Genomic DNA, 14,030 nt, shown 5'->3' with positions numbered 1-14,030 from the left:
TCAGCACGTCGACCCCACCCCGCACGCCGTCTGCGCGACGGATTCGGCCAGAACGACGCACCCGCGCCGATCTCCTGGTCAGTCTCGGTATCGTCGTGGTCCTCGTCGTGGCGGGTGCGGTCGTCTGGTGGATCAGTCCGGCCCGCCACGCCCACAGCGTCACGGCGACGACCGCTCCGGCGGAGGTCGTGCCCGCCACGACCGTGCCCGCCGCGTTCGCCTCGCGCTGGTCGGCTCGGTCGGCGGCGACCGACCAACCCGCGCTCGCCCGTGCGGTGATCGTGACGGCTGACCGAACAACCGTCACCGGTCACGATCCGACGAGCGGTCGTCCCCTGTGGAGTTATGACCGCAGTCAATCGCTGTGCAGTGCGGCAGCGGCGTGGCCGAGCAGCGTCGACGAGGTTCTGGCGGTGTATCGCAACTCGCGTGGCTGCTCGGAGGTCACCGCACTCGACGGCTCCACCGGCGCACGCAAGGCGGCGCGCACGAGCGACGCCGACGACACGTTGCGCCTGTTCGCCGGCTCCGGTTATGTCCTCGCCCAGGGACCCGGACGCCTCGAGACCTGGGGATCCAACCTGGTGCGGGGCATCGAATACGGGCGGGTCAGCGCGCCGGTGAAACCAGGGGTGCAGCCGGGGCGTACCGACTGCCATCTGTATTCATCGACCCTCGCCGGAGACCGGGTCGCGGTGATCGAACGATGTGCCGGCGACCCCGGGTATCGGCTGACCGTGCTCGGCGCACTTCTCGACAGCAACGACCAGGTCACCCAATACGGGTCGACGCTGATCACCGAACGCGCGTCCGACGATCCACCCCGACTGGTCGCGATGAGCACCTCGGGAATCGCGGTCTACGACGGCGGCACCAACGCGGCGGCATCGCAGCCACCGTCGATCCGGCTGTTCAACGCCGACGGCGCCCCCGGAGCTTCGAGCGAGGTGAAGGGATCGGCGCAGCCTCCCGCCGACAGCGTCGCGACCTTCTCCGATGGACTCGTCACCTACTTCACCGGCCAGGCGACGGTGGTACTCGACGCACAATCGCTGCGGCCGCGATATCAGATCCCGGCGGCGCTCGGGCCCGGCGCGGTGATGGGCGGGCAGTTGCTGCTGCCGAGTCCGTCGGGAATCAGTGTCCGCGATCCGGCAACCGGCGCCGACATCCGCACCGTCAAGCTCGATCGCCGCGGCTACACCGGTGGCACCGTCGGTCTGCGGGTCCTCGGCGATCTGGTCGTCGAACAACGCGGCCCGCTCATCGAGGTGTACGGACCGAGGGGCTGACGCCGGCTCGGCTCAGCAGGCAGCGCACAAGCGAATACGCAGAGCTTCAGCTCAGATCTGCGGTGTGCACGTCCTCGCCGCTGTCCCAGTACTTCCAAAGATTCTCGGCAAGTTCGCGGTAGGCGGTGGCGCCCTTGTTCTTTCGGCCCCGCATCACCGACGCGCCGGACGCCGACGCCTCGGCGAAGCGCACCGTGCGCGGTATCGCCGGATCGAGCACGGGCAGACCGTAACGATCGGAGATGTCGGCGAGCACGTCCCGGCTGTGGGTGGTCCGGGCGTCATAGAGCGTGGCGACCGCACCGAGCATCGTCAGATTCGGGTTGGTGATCTGCTGGATCTCGGTGACGGTCCGCAGGAGTTGTCCGACACCACGATGGGCGAGCGTCTCGCACTGCAGGGGCACGATCACCTCGTCGGCGGCCGTGAGTCCGTTGAGCGTGAGCACACCCAGCGATGGCGGACAGTCGATGAGAATCACGTCAAAGTCTTCGGCAACCTCGGCCAGCGCACGCTTCAAGGCGTACTCGCGGCCGGGCCGCATCAGCAGCAGGGCCTCGGCGCCGGCCAGGTCGATCGTCGCCGGCAGGAGCGTGATCTTGTCGTCGGTCTCGACCAGCACATCGGCGATCTCCGCATCACCGAGCAACACGTCGTGTACCGACGACTGCAACTGATCCGGGTCATGTCCGAGGGAAAAGGTAAGACACCCTTGCGGATCCAGATCGACGACGAGCACCGACACACCGAGGTCGGCCAACGCGGCCCCCAGCGACGCGACGGTCGTGGTCTTGGCAACCCCACCCTTTTGGTTCGCAACCGCGAGCATGCGCGTCATGGCGTTCACTGTAGTGGTTGGAATCGGCGAATTCTGTGTGGCCGACCACAATGCAGCCGCAGATTCGTCCGCACCATAGGTGCGGACGCTTCGGCGAAGCGCCCGCAGTCGGTCACCGCCGCCGCACGTCGTGCCGTGGCTGACCCGTGCGGCCGTTGGCGCCCTGCCGCTTTACGCCCTACCGCTTGGTACCGGGGTCCTTGCTACCGGGTCCCTTGCTACCGGACCCCTTACCGGGTCCCTGGGTACCGGGCCGGCGCCCCCGGGGGCCGTCGTCACCGGCAGCCGGAGCCGGGCCGGGCTCCTCGAGTTCCAGGTCACCGGCCAGCCAGCGCAGCGACGGCGGGGCGAAGAGAAATCCGAGGGTCACCAGGGCCAGGATGGCCAGCGGTACCGCGAACACCGCCTGGTGGCTGGTGAACAGGTAATAGGCGACCGGTAACAGCAATATCTGGGCCACCACCGAGATCGCCCGGCCCCAGCGTCGTCCGAAGATCAAGGCCAGCCCGCCGGCCAGCACACCACCGAAGATGATCGCCAGCCACAGTGCGGTCCCCAGGCCGTTGAATGCATCGTGCCGGTCGTCGGTGAGTCCCCGGACGACCAGGATCACCGCCACGACGAGCGCAGCCACGCCCTCGGCGGCCGTCAGGGCACCGGCCACCCGGATCGGGGTCGGCGCCCGATCGGCGGCGCTCGCGCGCCGCTCATCGCCGCCGGTTCCGCGACCGCGCGGCCGGTCCCCCTGTCCACTGCGTGTGCTCACCCGTCCAGGGTAGGTCGGCCCGCCCGGATGGCCACACGCCCGCCCGGGCGGCGGCGGTCCGCCACGACCCCATATCCTCGGATGTCGTGCGCGTCATGCTCATCGTCAACCCGTTCGCCACCGCGACCAGCCCCGCCGGCCGCGATGCCCTCGTCAACACGCTGAGCGCACACTTCCCCGTCGACGTCGAACACACCACCCATCGCGGCCACGCCGGTGAACTCGGCGCACGAGCCGTCGCAGACAACTACGACGCGGTGATCGTCCACGGCGGCGACGGATCGGTCAACGAGACCGTGAACGGTCTGCTCGGCCCTCCGTGGCGGAGTGCGCCCACCCGGCTACCCGCTCTCGCGGTGATCCCCGGTGGCAGCGCCAACGTGTTCGCCCGCACGCTCGGCATCGATCCCGATCCACTTCAGGCGACGCGGCAGATCATCGATCTCCTCGACCACGGCAGCCACCGCCGGGTCGGGTTGGGGCACTCCGCGGATCGGTGGTTCCTGTTCAACGCGGGCATGGGCATCGACGCCATCATCGTTCACGCCATGGAGGACAAGCGCCACGCGGGCAAAGCCGCGACGCCCGCCCGCTACCTACGGACGACGATCGCGAGTTTCCTTCGAAATGCCCGCGACACAAAGACTTTCACGGTGACCGCGGCCGGCCACGACCCGGTCGAGGACACGCGGTTCGCCTTCATCAGCAACACCAGCCCGTGGACCTACCTCGGGCGGCGGGAGATCCGGATCAATCCCGCGACCGGGTTCGGGACGCGCCTGGGCGTCTTCGCCGCGACGTCGACCGGGGTGCTGCGCAATCTCCCGTTGGCCACGCGACTGGTCGCCGGGCGCACCCCGAAGGCCCGCCACGTGTTTCGCGACGACGACGTGGCGTGGGTGGCCTTCGCGGCTCCGGAGGCACTCGACGTGCAGATGGACGGCGACTACATCGGCGCCTTCACCGACATCCGGTTCGACCATCGTTCCGATGTCCTCGACGTCGTCGCCCCGGCCGGTGAGCCGACTGTCAACCGCTGATCTCAGCCCGACCCGAGCGCTTGACATCCGTTCGCGACCGCCCCGCGGGGTGCGTGTGACCAGCCATGCAGCGTGCGCTTGCTCACACGCACTGTGATCGATCAGACGATTGCCACGAGCCCGACCTGCAAAAACGCGTGACGGCTCGGCCCGACTCGGCGTAGGATAGTTCACCGGAGTTGGAGCTGACACACCGGCCCCCCGCGGGGACCGGACACGTGAAGTGATATTGCGACGACAGTGATATTGCCCACGTGTTAACGCAAGACCATTGACTTCGCCTGGATTCGTGAAAGTATTCACAAGCAACAGCGCGGAAACAATCGGTGTCTTCGCGTGAATTATCGGTTACAGCCAATACAAACCAACCAACGGTTGTCGAGTGGTGCGCGGAGCACCTTAAGGAGAAGGAATGGACTGGCGTCACAAGGCCATCTGTCGCGACGAGGACCCGGAGCTGTTCTTCCCGGTGGGAACCAGCGGTCCGGCCATCGCACAGGTTGCCGATGCGAAGCTCGTCTGCGCACGGTGCCCGGTCACCGCCGACTGCCTGGCGTGGGCCCTCGAATCGGGCCAGGACGCCGGCGTCTGGGGCGGCATGAGCGAAGACGAACGACGCGCACTCAAGCGTCGCACCGCCCGCACCCGCACCCGCAGCGGCGTCTGAGCGAGCGACGAACACCGGCCGCCTCCGGCGGCCGCACAAGAGACCCGGCCATGGCCGGGTTTTTTGTTGCGCCGACCGGCCACCCCACATCTGCCTGCACGGCCGGATTCAACTGCACCAGAGGGTCAGCGCGTGGCTTCCCGATGCAGCGGGATCACCACGACGAACTCGGCGCCGGGACCATCCGGGTTGTGCATCGCACTCACCTCACCGCCGAGCTCGATCGACACCAGCGTCGCCACGATACGCAGGCCGAGCCGTTCCGACGAGGTCATGTCGAAGCCGTCGGGCAGCCCTGAACCGTTGTCGCGCACCGATATCCGTAGGCTGCGCACGTCACGGTCGGCGTGGATGTCGATTCGCGCGTCGGTGCGCGCGGCAACGAAGCCATGCTCGATCGCGTTCTGGATCAGCTCGGTGAGGACCATCACCAACGGCATCGCGAGGTCGGCGGCCAGAACGCCTAGGCGGTCGCGGCGGCGCACCCACACCGGCCGGTCACCGGAGGCGACGTCGACGAGGGTGGGCACCAGTCGATCGACGGCCTCGTCGAGGTCGACCTCCTCATCCACACTGCCGGAGAGCAATTCGTGCACAAGCGCGATCGACGCCACCCGCCCCACCGCCTCGGTGAGCGCGGTGCGTGCCTCATCGTTGGAGGTGCGCCGCGCCTGCAGTCGCAACAGCGCCGACACCGACTGCAGATTGTTCTTGACCCGATGGTGGATCTCTCGGATCGTCGCGTCCTTGCTGATGAGCGCGAGGTCACGACGTTTGACCTCGGTGACGTCACGGATCAGGACCACTGCACCGGTGCTGGCTCCGCGTGGGGCCAAGGGCACGGCACGGATGAGCACTGTGGCGCGGCGGGCGTTCGCCTCCATCCGCATCCCGACATCGCGGTAGGGCCCGGTCGGCGGATCACTCACCCCGCATGCGGCGTCGATCAGCAAAGCCGCGTCTTGCGACTCGAACGGATCGGTCAGCAGGGCCGCGGTCACCTCCGAGAGGCGCGTTCCGCCGAGTTCGGCGCTCCAGCCCATGCGGTGGAACGCCGACAACGCGTTGGGGCTCGCGTAGACGACCACCCCACGGTCGTCGATGCGCACGAAACCATCCCCGGCGCGCGGCGTCGAGAGCCCCCGCGGATTGCCCTCCTGCTGCGGGAACGTGCCGTCGGAGACCATCTGGCAGAGGTCGCCGGCCGAATTCTGATAGGCGAGTTCCAGTGGGGACGGCAGCCGCGGATGGGTCAGGTCGACCGCGCGCGTGAGCACGCCCACCACCGCGACGCCGCCGGTGGAGTCGATGAACCGCACCGGCACCGTCTCACGCCGGATGGCCGTCGCGCCCAGCCAGACGGGGTCCTCGTCGCGAAGGATGCGGCCCTCGGCGAAGGCGCCGAAGACCTGCGGGTGCACGGCCGGGTCGACGACGCGTCCGACCTCGTCGTCGGGCAGCACCGTCGACGCCGTGTTGGGCCGGCATTGGGCAACGTTGACGATGTCACCGGCCTCGGTACGCACCGACAGGACGAAATCGGCGAAGGACAGGTCGGCCAGCAATTGCCATTCGGCCACCAGCCGTTGCAGATGCGCCGCGGCACGCTCGCGCAGCGTTGTGTGCTCGGCCAGCAGATCGGCCAGGGTGGACATGGCGGTGGGATCTCGCCTCGCCTCAGGCGATCACTCGTAGACGGCGATGATGTCGCCGGCCTGGATCACGTCCCCGACGTGGACCTTCATCTCGGCGATGGTGCCGGGTTCCTCGGCGAGCACCGGGATCTCCATCTTCATCGACTCCAGCAGCACCAGTGTGTCGCCGACCTCGACGTGCCGGCCCGACCCGGTCCGCACCTCCAGCACGCTCGCCACGATCTCTGCCACGACGTCTTCAGCCATGCCCCTGAATCTAGCCCACCCTGGATCTGGTCCACCCCGCGCGCGCCGACGACGGCCGCATCCGACCCTCGGCAGGGGCAGTCACGCACCGATTCCCGGACACTGCACTGCTCGTGGGACAATCTGGGGGCACAACTCGATGAAGGAGGCCCGCCATGGGTAAGCGCGGACGCAAGAAGCGCGCTCGGAAGAAGAGCGCAGCCAATCACGGCAAGCGACCCAACGCCTGAGCTCAGTTCTCGGCGTATGAACGACAAACGCCCGGTGCGGTGAGCCCGGTCCGATGGGACCGGTTCCGCCCGGGCGTTGTCGTAGGCCGATGACCTGCGTCTTTTCTCAATCTACTGGGTGTGTCAGTCTCCGGAGGTGTAGCGCGTCTCCTGCACGATGACGGTCTTGCGGATCTCCACCCGCAGCCGGTCGCGGAGTCCGGCGGGCGCGTGCTCGCCCCCGCATTTGCGGTTGATCAGCGCTTTGAGGTCACGCTCGATGCCATAGTGCGCCAAGCATGACGGGCAGTTGTCGAGGTGCCCCTGAAGCCGTGCGCGCGCGTCCGGGTCGCATTCGTGGTCCAGCAGCAGCCAGACGTCGGCGATGACTGCCGAGCAATCGAGCGAGCTGAATTCCGGGTCGTCGTCGGTGGGTACGTGGGCTTCGCTCATCGGGCCACCTCGCTCGTGGTCGTGCTGACCGAACGGTTGAAGCCCCGCTCACGGGCGACGTCGGCGAGCAGTTCGCGCAGTTGCCGTCGACCTCGGTGCAGACGCGACATCACGGTGCCGATCGGGGTGTCCATGATCTGGGCTATCTCCTTGTACGGCAGCCCCTCGACGTCGGCGTAGTAGACCGCCATCCGAAAATCCTCGGGCAGCGCTTGCAGGGCTGCCTTGATCTCGTCGTCGGGCAGCGCGTCGAGCGCCTCGATCTCGGCCGACCGCAGACCCGTCGACGAGTGCTCGGCGGTCGCCGCGAGCTGCCAGTCGGTGATCTCGTCGGTCGGGTACTGAGCCGGCTGCCGTTGCTTCTTCCGGTAGCCGTTGATGTAGGTATTGGTCAGGATCCGGTACAGCCACGCCTTGAGATTGGTGCCCTCCCGGAACGACGCGAAGGCGGAAAAGGCCTTGACGTAGGTTTCCTGGACCAGGTCCTCGGCGTCGGCCGGTTTGCGCGTCATCCGAAGCGCCGCACCGTACATCTGATCGAGCAGCGGCAACGCGTCACGCTCGAATCGCTCGGTCAGGTCGGCGGCGCTCTCGCCGGGGTCGGCGCGGCGCGGAGCGGCGGAGCCGGGGCCCTCGGCCGAACCGGTGACGGTACGCGCGGACCGTTTGTCGGCAGTCTTGCCCGACAAGTCCTGCGCGGAGTCGGCCGGGGCACTCTCGCGAGCGCCTGAATCGGGTTCGGTCACTGCGATCCCTTCGGTGATGACGCCGGCGGACACCGATTCCGGTGATCCGATGATGTCGATCAAGTCTACCGAGCCGGCACCGGCCGGCGGTGTTCGAGGGGGATCGAGCAGCATCTCCGAGTTCATCTGCCCACCTGCCTTCCGCTGCTTCGAGTCGTCTCCCAAGGAGACCCCGAGATCGTCACTGGGGCTACACGCCGCATCCACCTGCGATGATGCGGTCATATCCGCCCGGTCCTGTGGTGATAACAGGGCCGGCGCGACAATTGTTCCGTCCGACGCCTGCTGTGTTCCGCCATCAGTTCTCCCCTGCCAGGCTTTCTCCGACCGGTCGGCCCACCGGTCTCACCGAGGAGGTATGTGTGTCCGCGACACCGGCCATCGCCACGCTCACCGCGGCGGCGATCACCCACGAGGTCCACCGGTATCGCCACGATCCGCGCAGCGCCGCATATGGCGCCGAGGCCGTCGCCCTACTCGGCGGCAGGCTCGGTGTGGCGCCCGAACAGGTCCTCAAGACCCTGGTCATCGAATTGACCGGGGCAGCCTCAGGCCTGGCCGTGGCCGTGCTGCCCGTTCCGTACAAGTTGTCGCTGAAGGCCGCAGCAGCCGTCCTGGGCGCGGGCCGAGCGGTGCTGGCCGACGCGAAGGCGGTCACCCGCAGTTCCGGCTATGTACTCGGCGGGGTGTCCCCCATCGGTCAGCGCACTGCGCTGCCCACCGTGATCGACGAGTCGGTGCTGCGGTGGCCGCGGGTGTTGTGCAGCGCCGGGCGCCGTGGTCTGGAGGTCGAGTTGGCGCCGGCCGACCTGATCGCGATCACCTCCGCGGTGACCGCGGGCATCTGCGCGGACAAGACCGCCTGACACCGTCGTCCGACCACCGATCCGCACGCCCCGTCGGGTAGACATGAGGTCATGTGCGGACGCTATGCGGTGACCACCGACCCGGCGAAACTCGCCGCGGAGATCGATGCCGTGAACGAGGTGCCGCTCGACGCACCGACAAACGCCGACGGATCGGGTCAGAAGGCGCCCGGTGTGCCCGGACCGAACTACAACGTCGCACCGACCACGACCGTGATGACCGTCGTCAAGCGGCACGACCATGACGAGCCCGAGGACGACCCGCGGCTGCGCGTGCGCGCCATGCGGTGGGGTCTGGTCCCGGCCTGGACCAAAGAGATCGGCAAGGGTCCGCTGCTGTTCAACGCCCGCGCCGAGACGGCCGGCGAGAAGAGTTCGTTCCGGTCGTCGGTGAAGTCGCGCCGCTGCCTGGTGCCGATGGACGGCTGGTACGAGTGGCAGAAAGGGCCGCCCGACGCCAAGGGCAAGCCGACCAAGGTGCCGTTCTTCATGTCCCCGGCCGACGGCACCCGGGTGTTCATGGCGGGCCTGTGGTCGGTGTGGCGCGACCGTACCGATCCTGCTGCGTCACCGCTGCTGAGCTGCTCGATCCTGACCACCGACGCCGTCGGCGACCTGCGCGACATCCATGATCGGATGCCGCTGATCATGCCGTACGGAAATTGGGATGCGTGGCTCGATCCCGATCATCAGGCGCCGACGGATCTGTTCGCGCCGCCGAGCGCCGACGTCGCGGCCGCCATCGCGATCCGCGAGGTGTCGCCGCTGGTCAATCGGGTCGTCAACAATTCGCCAGAACTGCTCAACCCGGCCTGACCGGCCCACCGGCCGCGTGCCCGAGGCTCGGTGAGAACTCAATCGTCGGGCACGAGCACCGCGGCGCCGTCGAAGCGCCCGGCCTTCAGGTCGGCGAGGGCCACATCGGCGCGGGCGAGTGGGTATCGGTGCGTGGTGGCGGTGATGCCGTATTCGGCGACCAGCTCCAGGAATTCGCGGCCGTCGGCGCGGGTGTTGGCGGTGACCGAACGAATTTCTTTCTCGTAGAACAGCTCTCGCTCATAGTTCAGCACCGGGATATCGCTGAGATGGATGCCGGCGATCGCCAGGACACCACCCCGGTCCAGGGCACGCATCGCAACCGGTACCAGTTCGCCGACCGGGGCAAAGGTGATCGCGGCGTCGAGCGGCTCGGGCGGGGCGTCGTAGGCGCCGACCGCCGAGACCGCGCCGAGCGAGCGCGCCAGCTCACGCGCCCGTTCGCCGCGCGTCATCACATGCACCCGGGCGCCCTGTGCGATCGCCACCTGCGCGGCGAGGTGCGCGCTGCCGCCGAAGCCGTAGAGTCCCAGTCGACCGCCGGGCGGGAGTGCGGCCCGCTTGAGCGCGCGGTATCCGATGATGCCGGCACAGAGCAGCGGGGCCAGGGTCACATCGTCGACCCCCGCCGGTAGCGGATAGGCGAAATCGGCGGGCACGGTGGTGTATTCGGCGTAGCCCCCATCGACGTCCCACCCGGTGTAGACCGATGCAGGGCAAAGATTTTCGTCGCCGCGGGCACAGTACGCGCAGGTGCCGTCGGTGTGGTGCAGCCAGGCAACGCCCACCCGGTCACCGATACCGAATCCGGCGACGCCGTCGCCGAGGCCGACGATCTCGCCGACCACCTCGTGGCCGGGCGTCACCCCTGGCCGGTGGACCGGCAGATCACCTTCACAGACATGCAGATCGGTGCGGCACACCCCGCAGGCACGCATGCGTACCAGCAGTTCTCCGGCCCCGGGTTCGGGCACCGGTTTGTCGACCAACGCCAACGGCGCGGTGTCGATCGGTCCGGGACGGTTCACGGCCCATGCACGCATGGTCACACAGTAGGCGCGTTCCGATACGCATAGGCGTCGAGCGGAAAGTTACCCATTTTCCGCAGGGTGGTCAGCGTGGAGTTGGGCCGCAACAACGCGGCCTCGCCCTGGTGGTTGAAGTAGTAGCTGCGCGAGCTCGCACAGTTGCCCCGGTAGAACACCGACGACGCGAGATTGTCGGTGACCTCGCCGAGGAAGTCGGCGTTGGCCTGCTCGGTCACCTCGAAGGTCGACGCCCCGCGTCGTCTCAGTTCCTCGAAGAGCCGGCCGATGTGGGTCATCTGTCCCTCGATGGTGGTGAAGTACGAGAGTCCGCTGTAGGAGTACGGGCTGTTGAGCGACAACAGGTTCGGGAAGCGCGGGACGGTGATGCCCTGATATGCCTGGAACCGCTCGGTCCGCCACCACTGCCCCAACTCGACGCCGTCCCGGCCGACGACCGGAAAAGCGGGAAAGTTGCTGTCCCACAGGTCGAATCCGGTCGCGAGGATCAAGGTGTCGATCTCGGTCCGGCGGCCGTCGCCGACGACGATGGCACCGGTGTCGAGATGTCCGATGCCACTGGTCTCGAGCGTCACGTTGTCGCGGACGAACGCGGGAAAGTAGCTGTTGGAGAATGTCGGTCGCTTGCAGCCGAAGTCGTAGTCCGGGGTCAGTGCCCGCCGCAACGATGCGTCGGGCACCTGGGCGCGCAGATGCATCTTGGCGAGCATCGCCGCCGCCATGTTGCCGAGCCGCGCCTGCCGGAAGTGCAGCACCCCGAACACCATCAGCATCTCGAGCAGGGACGTGTTGACCAGGCGGGCCGCCCGCTGCGCGAGGGGGACCCGGGCGAACAAGCGCTGCACCGGCTTCGGGATGGCGAAGTCGACCTTGGGCACCACCCAGATCGGGGTGCGCTGGAACACCGTCAGGTGTTTCGCGACGCGCGCCGCCTCGGGGATCAGTTGGACGGCGGTCGCCCCGGTCCCGATGATCGCCACCCGTTTGCCGGTGAGATCGGCGGAATCGTCCCAGGCCGCGGTGTGCAGGATGCTGCCGGTGAAGGTATCGACTCCGGGGAAGTCGGGGATATGGGGTTGCGAGAGGAAGCCGGTCGCGGTCACCAGATACCGGCACGTGCGTTCGGTGCCGTCGGCGGTGCGGACCGTCCAGCGCTGCCGGCTATCGTCCCACTCTGCGCCGGCCACCGCGGTGCCGAATTCCATGTGCCGCTTGAGGTCGTACTTGTCGGCGATGTGGGTGGCGTAGCGCTTGAGTTCGGGGCCCGGGGCGAACAAGCGCGACCAATACGGATTCGGCTCGAAGGAGTACGAGTAGGTCACCGACGCGATGTCGACGGCCAGCCCTGGGTAGTGGTTGACATGCCAGGTGCCGCCGAGGTCGTCCTCGCGTTCGAGGATGGCGATGTCGTCGATTCCGAGCCGCCGGAACTCGATGGCCGCGCCGAGCCCACCGAATCCGGCGCCGACGATGATGACCTCATGATGCAATGACATGACCCGCTCCTCCCGAGTGTCGCTGTGCCGTCCGGGCCCGCGACCCCCATCTCTATCTGTTACCCGCTTCCACAGTAACGCAGATCACTCTAGCGTCTGTCGCACAGTCCGAGCGCGTGGGCAGAAAGTCCTCACACGGGGCCCCGCCCGCTGTGAGGTTGCTTTTACCGAGCGCTTTCCGCAGGTTGCGCAGACGAAACCCGCGCCACCCACCCTGTGGGCATGGACAAAGACACCCTCACCGCCAGCCTCGCCCTCGTCGATCTGCCCGACGACGGACTCACCGTACTGTTCTACGAGAAGCTCTTCGCCGCCCATCCCGAGGTCCAGCCGATGTTCAGCCGCAGCACCCGCGGCCAGGCCGCCATGCTGCGGACGGCGGTGATCAGCGTGGTCGAACACCTCGACGATCCGGAATGGCTGACCACCACACTCGGCGCGCTCGGCCGCCGCCACGCCGATCTCGGTGTCGGCGAGGCGCTGTATCCGGTGGTGGCGCAGACCCTGATCGCCACGATGGCCGAGATCGCCGGGCCCGCATGGACCGACGAGTACACGGCGCAGTGGGCGCAGGCACTGACCGCGGTCGCCGACCTGATGCTCGCCGGATATCCGGAGGCCGAAACCGACTCCGGCGCCGCCTGAGCATCGGCCGCTCAGGGAATTTGCCGGCTCAGGGAAGTTGCCGGCTCAGGGAAGTACCGGCTCAGGGAATCGGCGATCCGTCGTAGAGCACGTCGAAGAACTGGGTGGCCACCAGCGTCTCGCCCTTGTCGCGATCGATCCCGAGCTGTTTGCGGTAGGCCCACACGTGCTGCAGCGACAACGCCGAATACAGCAGCGGCAGACGGTCTTTGCGCTGTTCGTACACTCCCAAGGCGCCGCGTGCGGCGTCCCGGTCGGCGCGCGCGTGACTCGGGTGCATCAGGGCGTCGCGGATCACCGCCGCCCGGATCATCCTCTTGCGGCCGGCCGGGACGACGACGAGTTCGCCGGGCGCGAAGAGCGCGGTGTCCAATTCCTCGGCGGTGGCCACGGTGCAACCAGCGGTCGGGCGGGGATTGCACTCGACCATGTGGTGGACACCGTCTTCGGTCATCAGGTAGTCGAAGCTGAGCTGACCGTGCCAATTCAGTTCGCGCGCAATGCGTTGCGCGGTCTCCAGCGATTCCGGCGAGTCGACTGAACGGAAGATCACCCCGCCGCGATTGTCGATGGCCAGCGGATGCTCGTAGCAGGAGTGCAGCACCACCTCGCCGTGGTGTACGACGCTCCAGCTGCATCGATCGACGCCCTTGAGGAACTCCTGCACCAGCCATGGGTTCTCGGCGGTCGGCTCGATGTCCTCGGGGCTGATCTCGCCGGCCAGCGGGCCGGTGTTGGTCGCCACGTCGAGCCCGCCGCGGCCGAAGGCCGCGCGCGCGAACCAGTGATCCCAGTGCCCGAGCGCGGTGCGCAGCTCATCTTTGTCGGTGGCGGTGATCGTCTCGGCGACCGGGAGATCGAGTTGCTTGCACAACTGGGTGAAACTGACCTTGTCGTGGACCAGACGCAAGGTGTCGAGGTCGGGAAAGAAGAGCTCGATATCGCGGTCGGCCGCCAGTTGTTCGCGGTGCCGGGCGAGGTAGAAGACGTCCTCGAACATCGGGAGCAGCCAGTTGATCTGCTCCTCGTCGATGATCGTCGCGATCGTGTCGACGAAGGCCCGCGGCTCCTGCGCGGGGGCCGGCACGATGCGGTGTTTGCTCGCACCGCGCGAGTGGTTTCCCGGCGCGGCCCGGAACGTGTCGGTGGCCACCACGAACCGGCCGGTCTCGCCGAGCTTGTGGATCTCGTCCACCGCGAACGGCATCCGGGAGGTGGTGACGAGGATTCGCGGATCAGCAGGCGCCAT

Annotated in this window: 16 protein-coding genes; 7 read left to right on the top strand and 9 right to left on the bottom strand. The window is 67.8% G+C overall.

Annotated elements, in window-relative coordinates; all coding sequences use genetic code 11:
* Nucleotides 1–89 precede the first annotated feature (89 nt).
* Nucleotides 90–1,292: a hypothetical protein gene (locus ACLQ3C_RS08450; RefSeq protein WP_425704659.1), complete on the top strand. Its 1,203-nt coding sequence runs from the start codon at nucleotides 90–92 to the stop codon at nucleotides 1,290–1,292.
* A 46-nt stretch (nucleotides 1,293–1,338) separates the two neighbouring features.
* On the opposite strand, the gene ACLQ3C_RS08445 is transcribed toward ACLQ3C_RS08450, so the two are convergent.
* Together ACLQ3C_RS08445 and ACLQ3C_RS08440 are read right to left on the bottom strand one after the other, a co-directional pair.
* Nucleotides 1,339–2,130 (bottom strand): ParA family protein, encoded by a 792-nt coding sequence (locus ACLQ3C_RS08445; RefSeq protein ID WP_425704598.1) that lies wholly within the window; start codon nucleotides 2,128–2,130, stop codon nucleotides 1,339–1,341.
* A gap of 178 nt (nucleotides 2,131–2,308) precedes the next feature.
* Nucleotides 2,309–2,896, bottom strand: coding sequence for a hypothetical protein (locus ACLQ3C_RS08440; protein ID WP_425704597.1), 588 nt, complete (start codon nucleotides 2,894–2,896; stop codon nucleotides 2,309–2,311).
* Nucleotides 2,897–2,982: 86 nt separating this feature from the next.
* Between ACLQ3C_RS08440 and ACLQ3C_RS08435 the strand changes: the two genes are divergently transcribed.
* Both ACLQ3C_RS08435 and ACLQ3C_RS08430 read left to right on the top strand, forming a co-directional pair.
* Nucleotides 2,983–3,936 (top strand): diacylglycerol/lipid kinase family protein, encoded by a 954-nt coding sequence (locus ACLQ3C_RS08435; protein WP_425704596.1) that lies wholly within the window; start codon nucleotides 2,983–2,985, stop codon nucleotides 3,934–3,936.
* A 412-nt stretch (nucleotides 3,937–4,348) separates the two neighbouring features.
* Nucleotides 4,349–4,603 carry a WhiB family transcriptional regulator gene (locus ACLQ3C_RS08430; protein ID WP_425704595.1) on the top strand — a complete coding sequence of 85 codons (255 nt, stop codon included), beginning with the start codon at nucleotides 4,349–4,351 and terminating at the stop codon, nucleotides 4,601–4,603.
* 125 nt (nucleotides 4,604–4,728) lie between these two features.
* On the opposite strand, the gene ACLQ3C_RS08425 is transcribed toward ACLQ3C_RS08430, so the two are convergent.
* Nucleotides 4,729–6,258: a sensor histidine kinase gene (locus tag ACLQ3C_RS08425; protein ID WP_425704594.1), complete on the bottom strand. Its 1,530-nt coding sequence runs from the start codon at nucleotides 6,256–6,258 to the stop codon at nucleotides 4,729–4,731.
* Between the two features lie 30 nt (nucleotides 6,259–6,288).
* Complete coding sequence (locus ACLQ3C_RS08420; protein ID WP_425704593.1) at nucleotides 6,289–6,504, bottom strand: biotin/lipoyl-binding carrier protein; 216 nt, start codon at nucleotides 6,502–6,504, stop codon at nucleotides 6,289–6,291.
* Between the two features lie 155 nt (nucleotides 6,505–6,659).
* Here ACLQ3C_RS08420 and ACLQ3C_RS08415 point away from each other — a divergent pair, with 155 nt between their 5' ends.
* Nucleotides 6,660–6,734 carry a 50S ribosomal protein bL37 gene (locus tag ACLQ3C_RS08415; RefSeq protein WP_109239415.1) on the top strand — a complete coding sequence of 25 codons (75 nt, stop codon included), beginning with the start codon at nucleotides 6,660–6,662 and terminating at the stop codon, nucleotides 6,732–6,734.
* A 123-nt stretch (nucleotides 6,735–6,857) separates the two neighbouring features.
* On the opposite strand, the gene rsrA is transcribed toward ACLQ3C_RS08415, so the two are convergent.
* Nucleotides 6,858–7,166 (bottom strand): mycothiol system anti-sigma-R factor, encoded by a 309-nt coding sequence (gene rsrA / locus ACLQ3C_RS08410; RefSeq protein ID WP_425704592.1) that lies wholly within the window; start codon nucleotides 7,164–7,166, stop codon nucleotides 6,858–6,860.
* The gene (locus ACLQ3C_RS08405) at nucleotides 7,163–7,975 is read right to left on the bottom strand and encodes a sigma-70 family RNA polymerase sigma factor (protein WP_425704658.1); all 813 of its coding nucleotides are present in this window, start codon (nucleotides 7,973–7,975) and stop codon (nucleotides 7,163–7,165) included. Before ACLQ3C_RS08405 ends, rsrA begins: the two co-directional genes overlap by 4 nt.
* Before the next feature lie 299 nt (nucleotides 7,976–8,274).
* On the opposite strand from ACLQ3C_RS08405, the gene ACLQ3C_RS08400 reads away from it, so the two are divergent.
* Together ACLQ3C_RS08400 and ACLQ3C_RS08395 are read left to right on the top strand one after the other, a co-directional pair.
* Nucleotides 8,275–8,778, top strand: a complete 504-nt coding sequence (locus ACLQ3C_RS08400; protein WP_425704591.1) for an aminoacyl-tRNA deacylase — start codon at nucleotides 8,275–8,277, stop codon at nucleotides 8,776–8,778.
* Between the two features lie 51 nt (nucleotides 8,779–8,829).
* The gene (locus ACLQ3C_RS08395) at nucleotides 8,830–9,594 is read left to right on the top strand and encodes an SOS response-associated peptidase (RefSeq protein ID WP_425704590.1); all 765 of its coding nucleotides are present in this window, start codon (nucleotides 8,830–8,832) and stop codon (nucleotides 9,592–9,594) included.
* A gap of 38 nt (nucleotides 9,595–9,632) precedes the next feature.
* Here ACLQ3C_RS08395 and ACLQ3C_RS08390 read toward each other — a convergent pair whose 3' ends face one another.
* Together ACLQ3C_RS08390 and ACLQ3C_RS08385 are read right to left on the bottom strand one after the other, a co-directional pair.
* Nucleotides 9,633–10,637, bottom strand: a complete 1,005-nt coding sequence (locus ACLQ3C_RS08390) for a zinc-binding alcohol dehydrogenase family protein (RefSeq protein ID WP_425704589.1) — start codon at nucleotides 10,635–10,637, stop codon at nucleotides 9,633–9,635.
* A gap of 2 nt (nucleotides 10,638–10,639) precedes the next feature.
* Nucleotides 10,640–12,136: a flavin-containing monooxygenase gene (locus ACLQ3C_RS08385; protein WP_425704588.1), complete on the bottom strand. Its 1,497-nt coding sequence runs from the start codon at nucleotides 12,134–12,136 to the stop codon at nucleotides 10,640–10,642.
* Between the two features lie 222 nt (nucleotides 12,137–12,358).
* On the opposite strand from ACLQ3C_RS08385, the gene ACLQ3C_RS08380 reads away from it, so the two are divergent.
* Nucleotides 12,359–12,781, top strand: coding sequence for a globin domain-containing protein (locus ACLQ3C_RS08380; protein WP_425704587.1), 423 nt, complete (start codon nucleotides 12,359–12,361; stop codon nucleotides 12,779–12,781).
* A gap of 61 nt (nucleotides 12,782–12,842) precedes the next feature.
* On the opposite strand, the gene ACLQ3C_RS08375 is transcribed toward ACLQ3C_RS08380, so the two are convergent.
* Complete coding sequence (locus ACLQ3C_RS08375) at nucleotides 12,843–14,030, bottom strand: ATP-grasp domain-containing protein (protein ID WP_425704586.1); 1,188 nt, start codon at nucleotides 14,028–14,030, stop codon at nucleotides 12,843–12,845.

The sequence above is a fragment of the Gordonia sp. DT30 genome (genome assembly GCF_049844915.1).
GTDB lineage: Bacteria > Actinomycetota > Actinomycetes > Mycobacteriales > Mycobacteriaceae > Gordonia.
This window is presented reverse-complemented; position numbering and strand designations above follow the sequence as displayed.

Excerpts from the sequence above, each read along its gene's own strand:
- ACLQ3C_RS08395 (WP_425704590.1), top strand. The coding sequence starts at position 8,830 with ATGTGCGGACGCTATGCGGTGACCACCGACCCGGCGAAACTCGCCGCG.
- ACLQ3C_RS08420 (WP_425704593.1), bottom strand. The coding sequence starts at position 6,504 with ATGGCTGAAGACGTCGTGGCAGAGATCGTGGCGAGCGTGCTGGAGGTG.
- ACLQ3C_RS08425 (WP_425704594.1), bottom strand. The coding sequence starts at position 6,258 with ATGTCCACCCTGGCCGATCTGCTGGCCGAGCACACAACGCTGCGCGAG.
- ACLQ3C_RS08380 (WP_425704587.1), top strand. The coding sequence starts at position 12,359 with ATGGACAAAGACACCCTCACCGCCAGCCTCGCCCTCGTCGATCTGCCC.
- ACLQ3C_RS08445 (WP_425704598.1), bottom strand. The coding sequence starts at position 2,130 with ATGACGCGCATGCTCGCGGTTGCGAACCAAAAGGGTGGGGTTGCCAAG.
- ACLQ3C_RS08430 (WP_425704595.1), top strand. The coding sequence starts at position 4,349 with ATGGACTGGCGTCACAAGGCCATCTGTCGCGACGAGGACCCGGAGCTG.
- ACLQ3C_RS08390 (WP_425704589.1), bottom strand. The coding sequence starts at position 10,637 with ATGCGTGCATGGGCCGTGAACCGTCCCGGACCGATCGACACCGCGCCG.
- ACLQ3C_RS08385 (WP_425704588.1), bottom strand. The coding sequence starts at position 12,136 with ATGTCATTGCATCATGAGGTCATCATCGTCGGCGCCGGATTCGGTGGG.
- ACLQ3C_RS08375 (WP_425704586.1), bottom strand. The coding sequence starts at position 14,030 with ATGGCGCCTGCTGATCCGCGAATCCTCGTCACCACCTCCCGGATGCCG.
- rsrA (WP_425704592.1), bottom strand. The coding sequence starts at position 7,166 with ATGAGCGAAGCCCACGTACCCACCGACGACGACCCGGAATTCAGCTCG.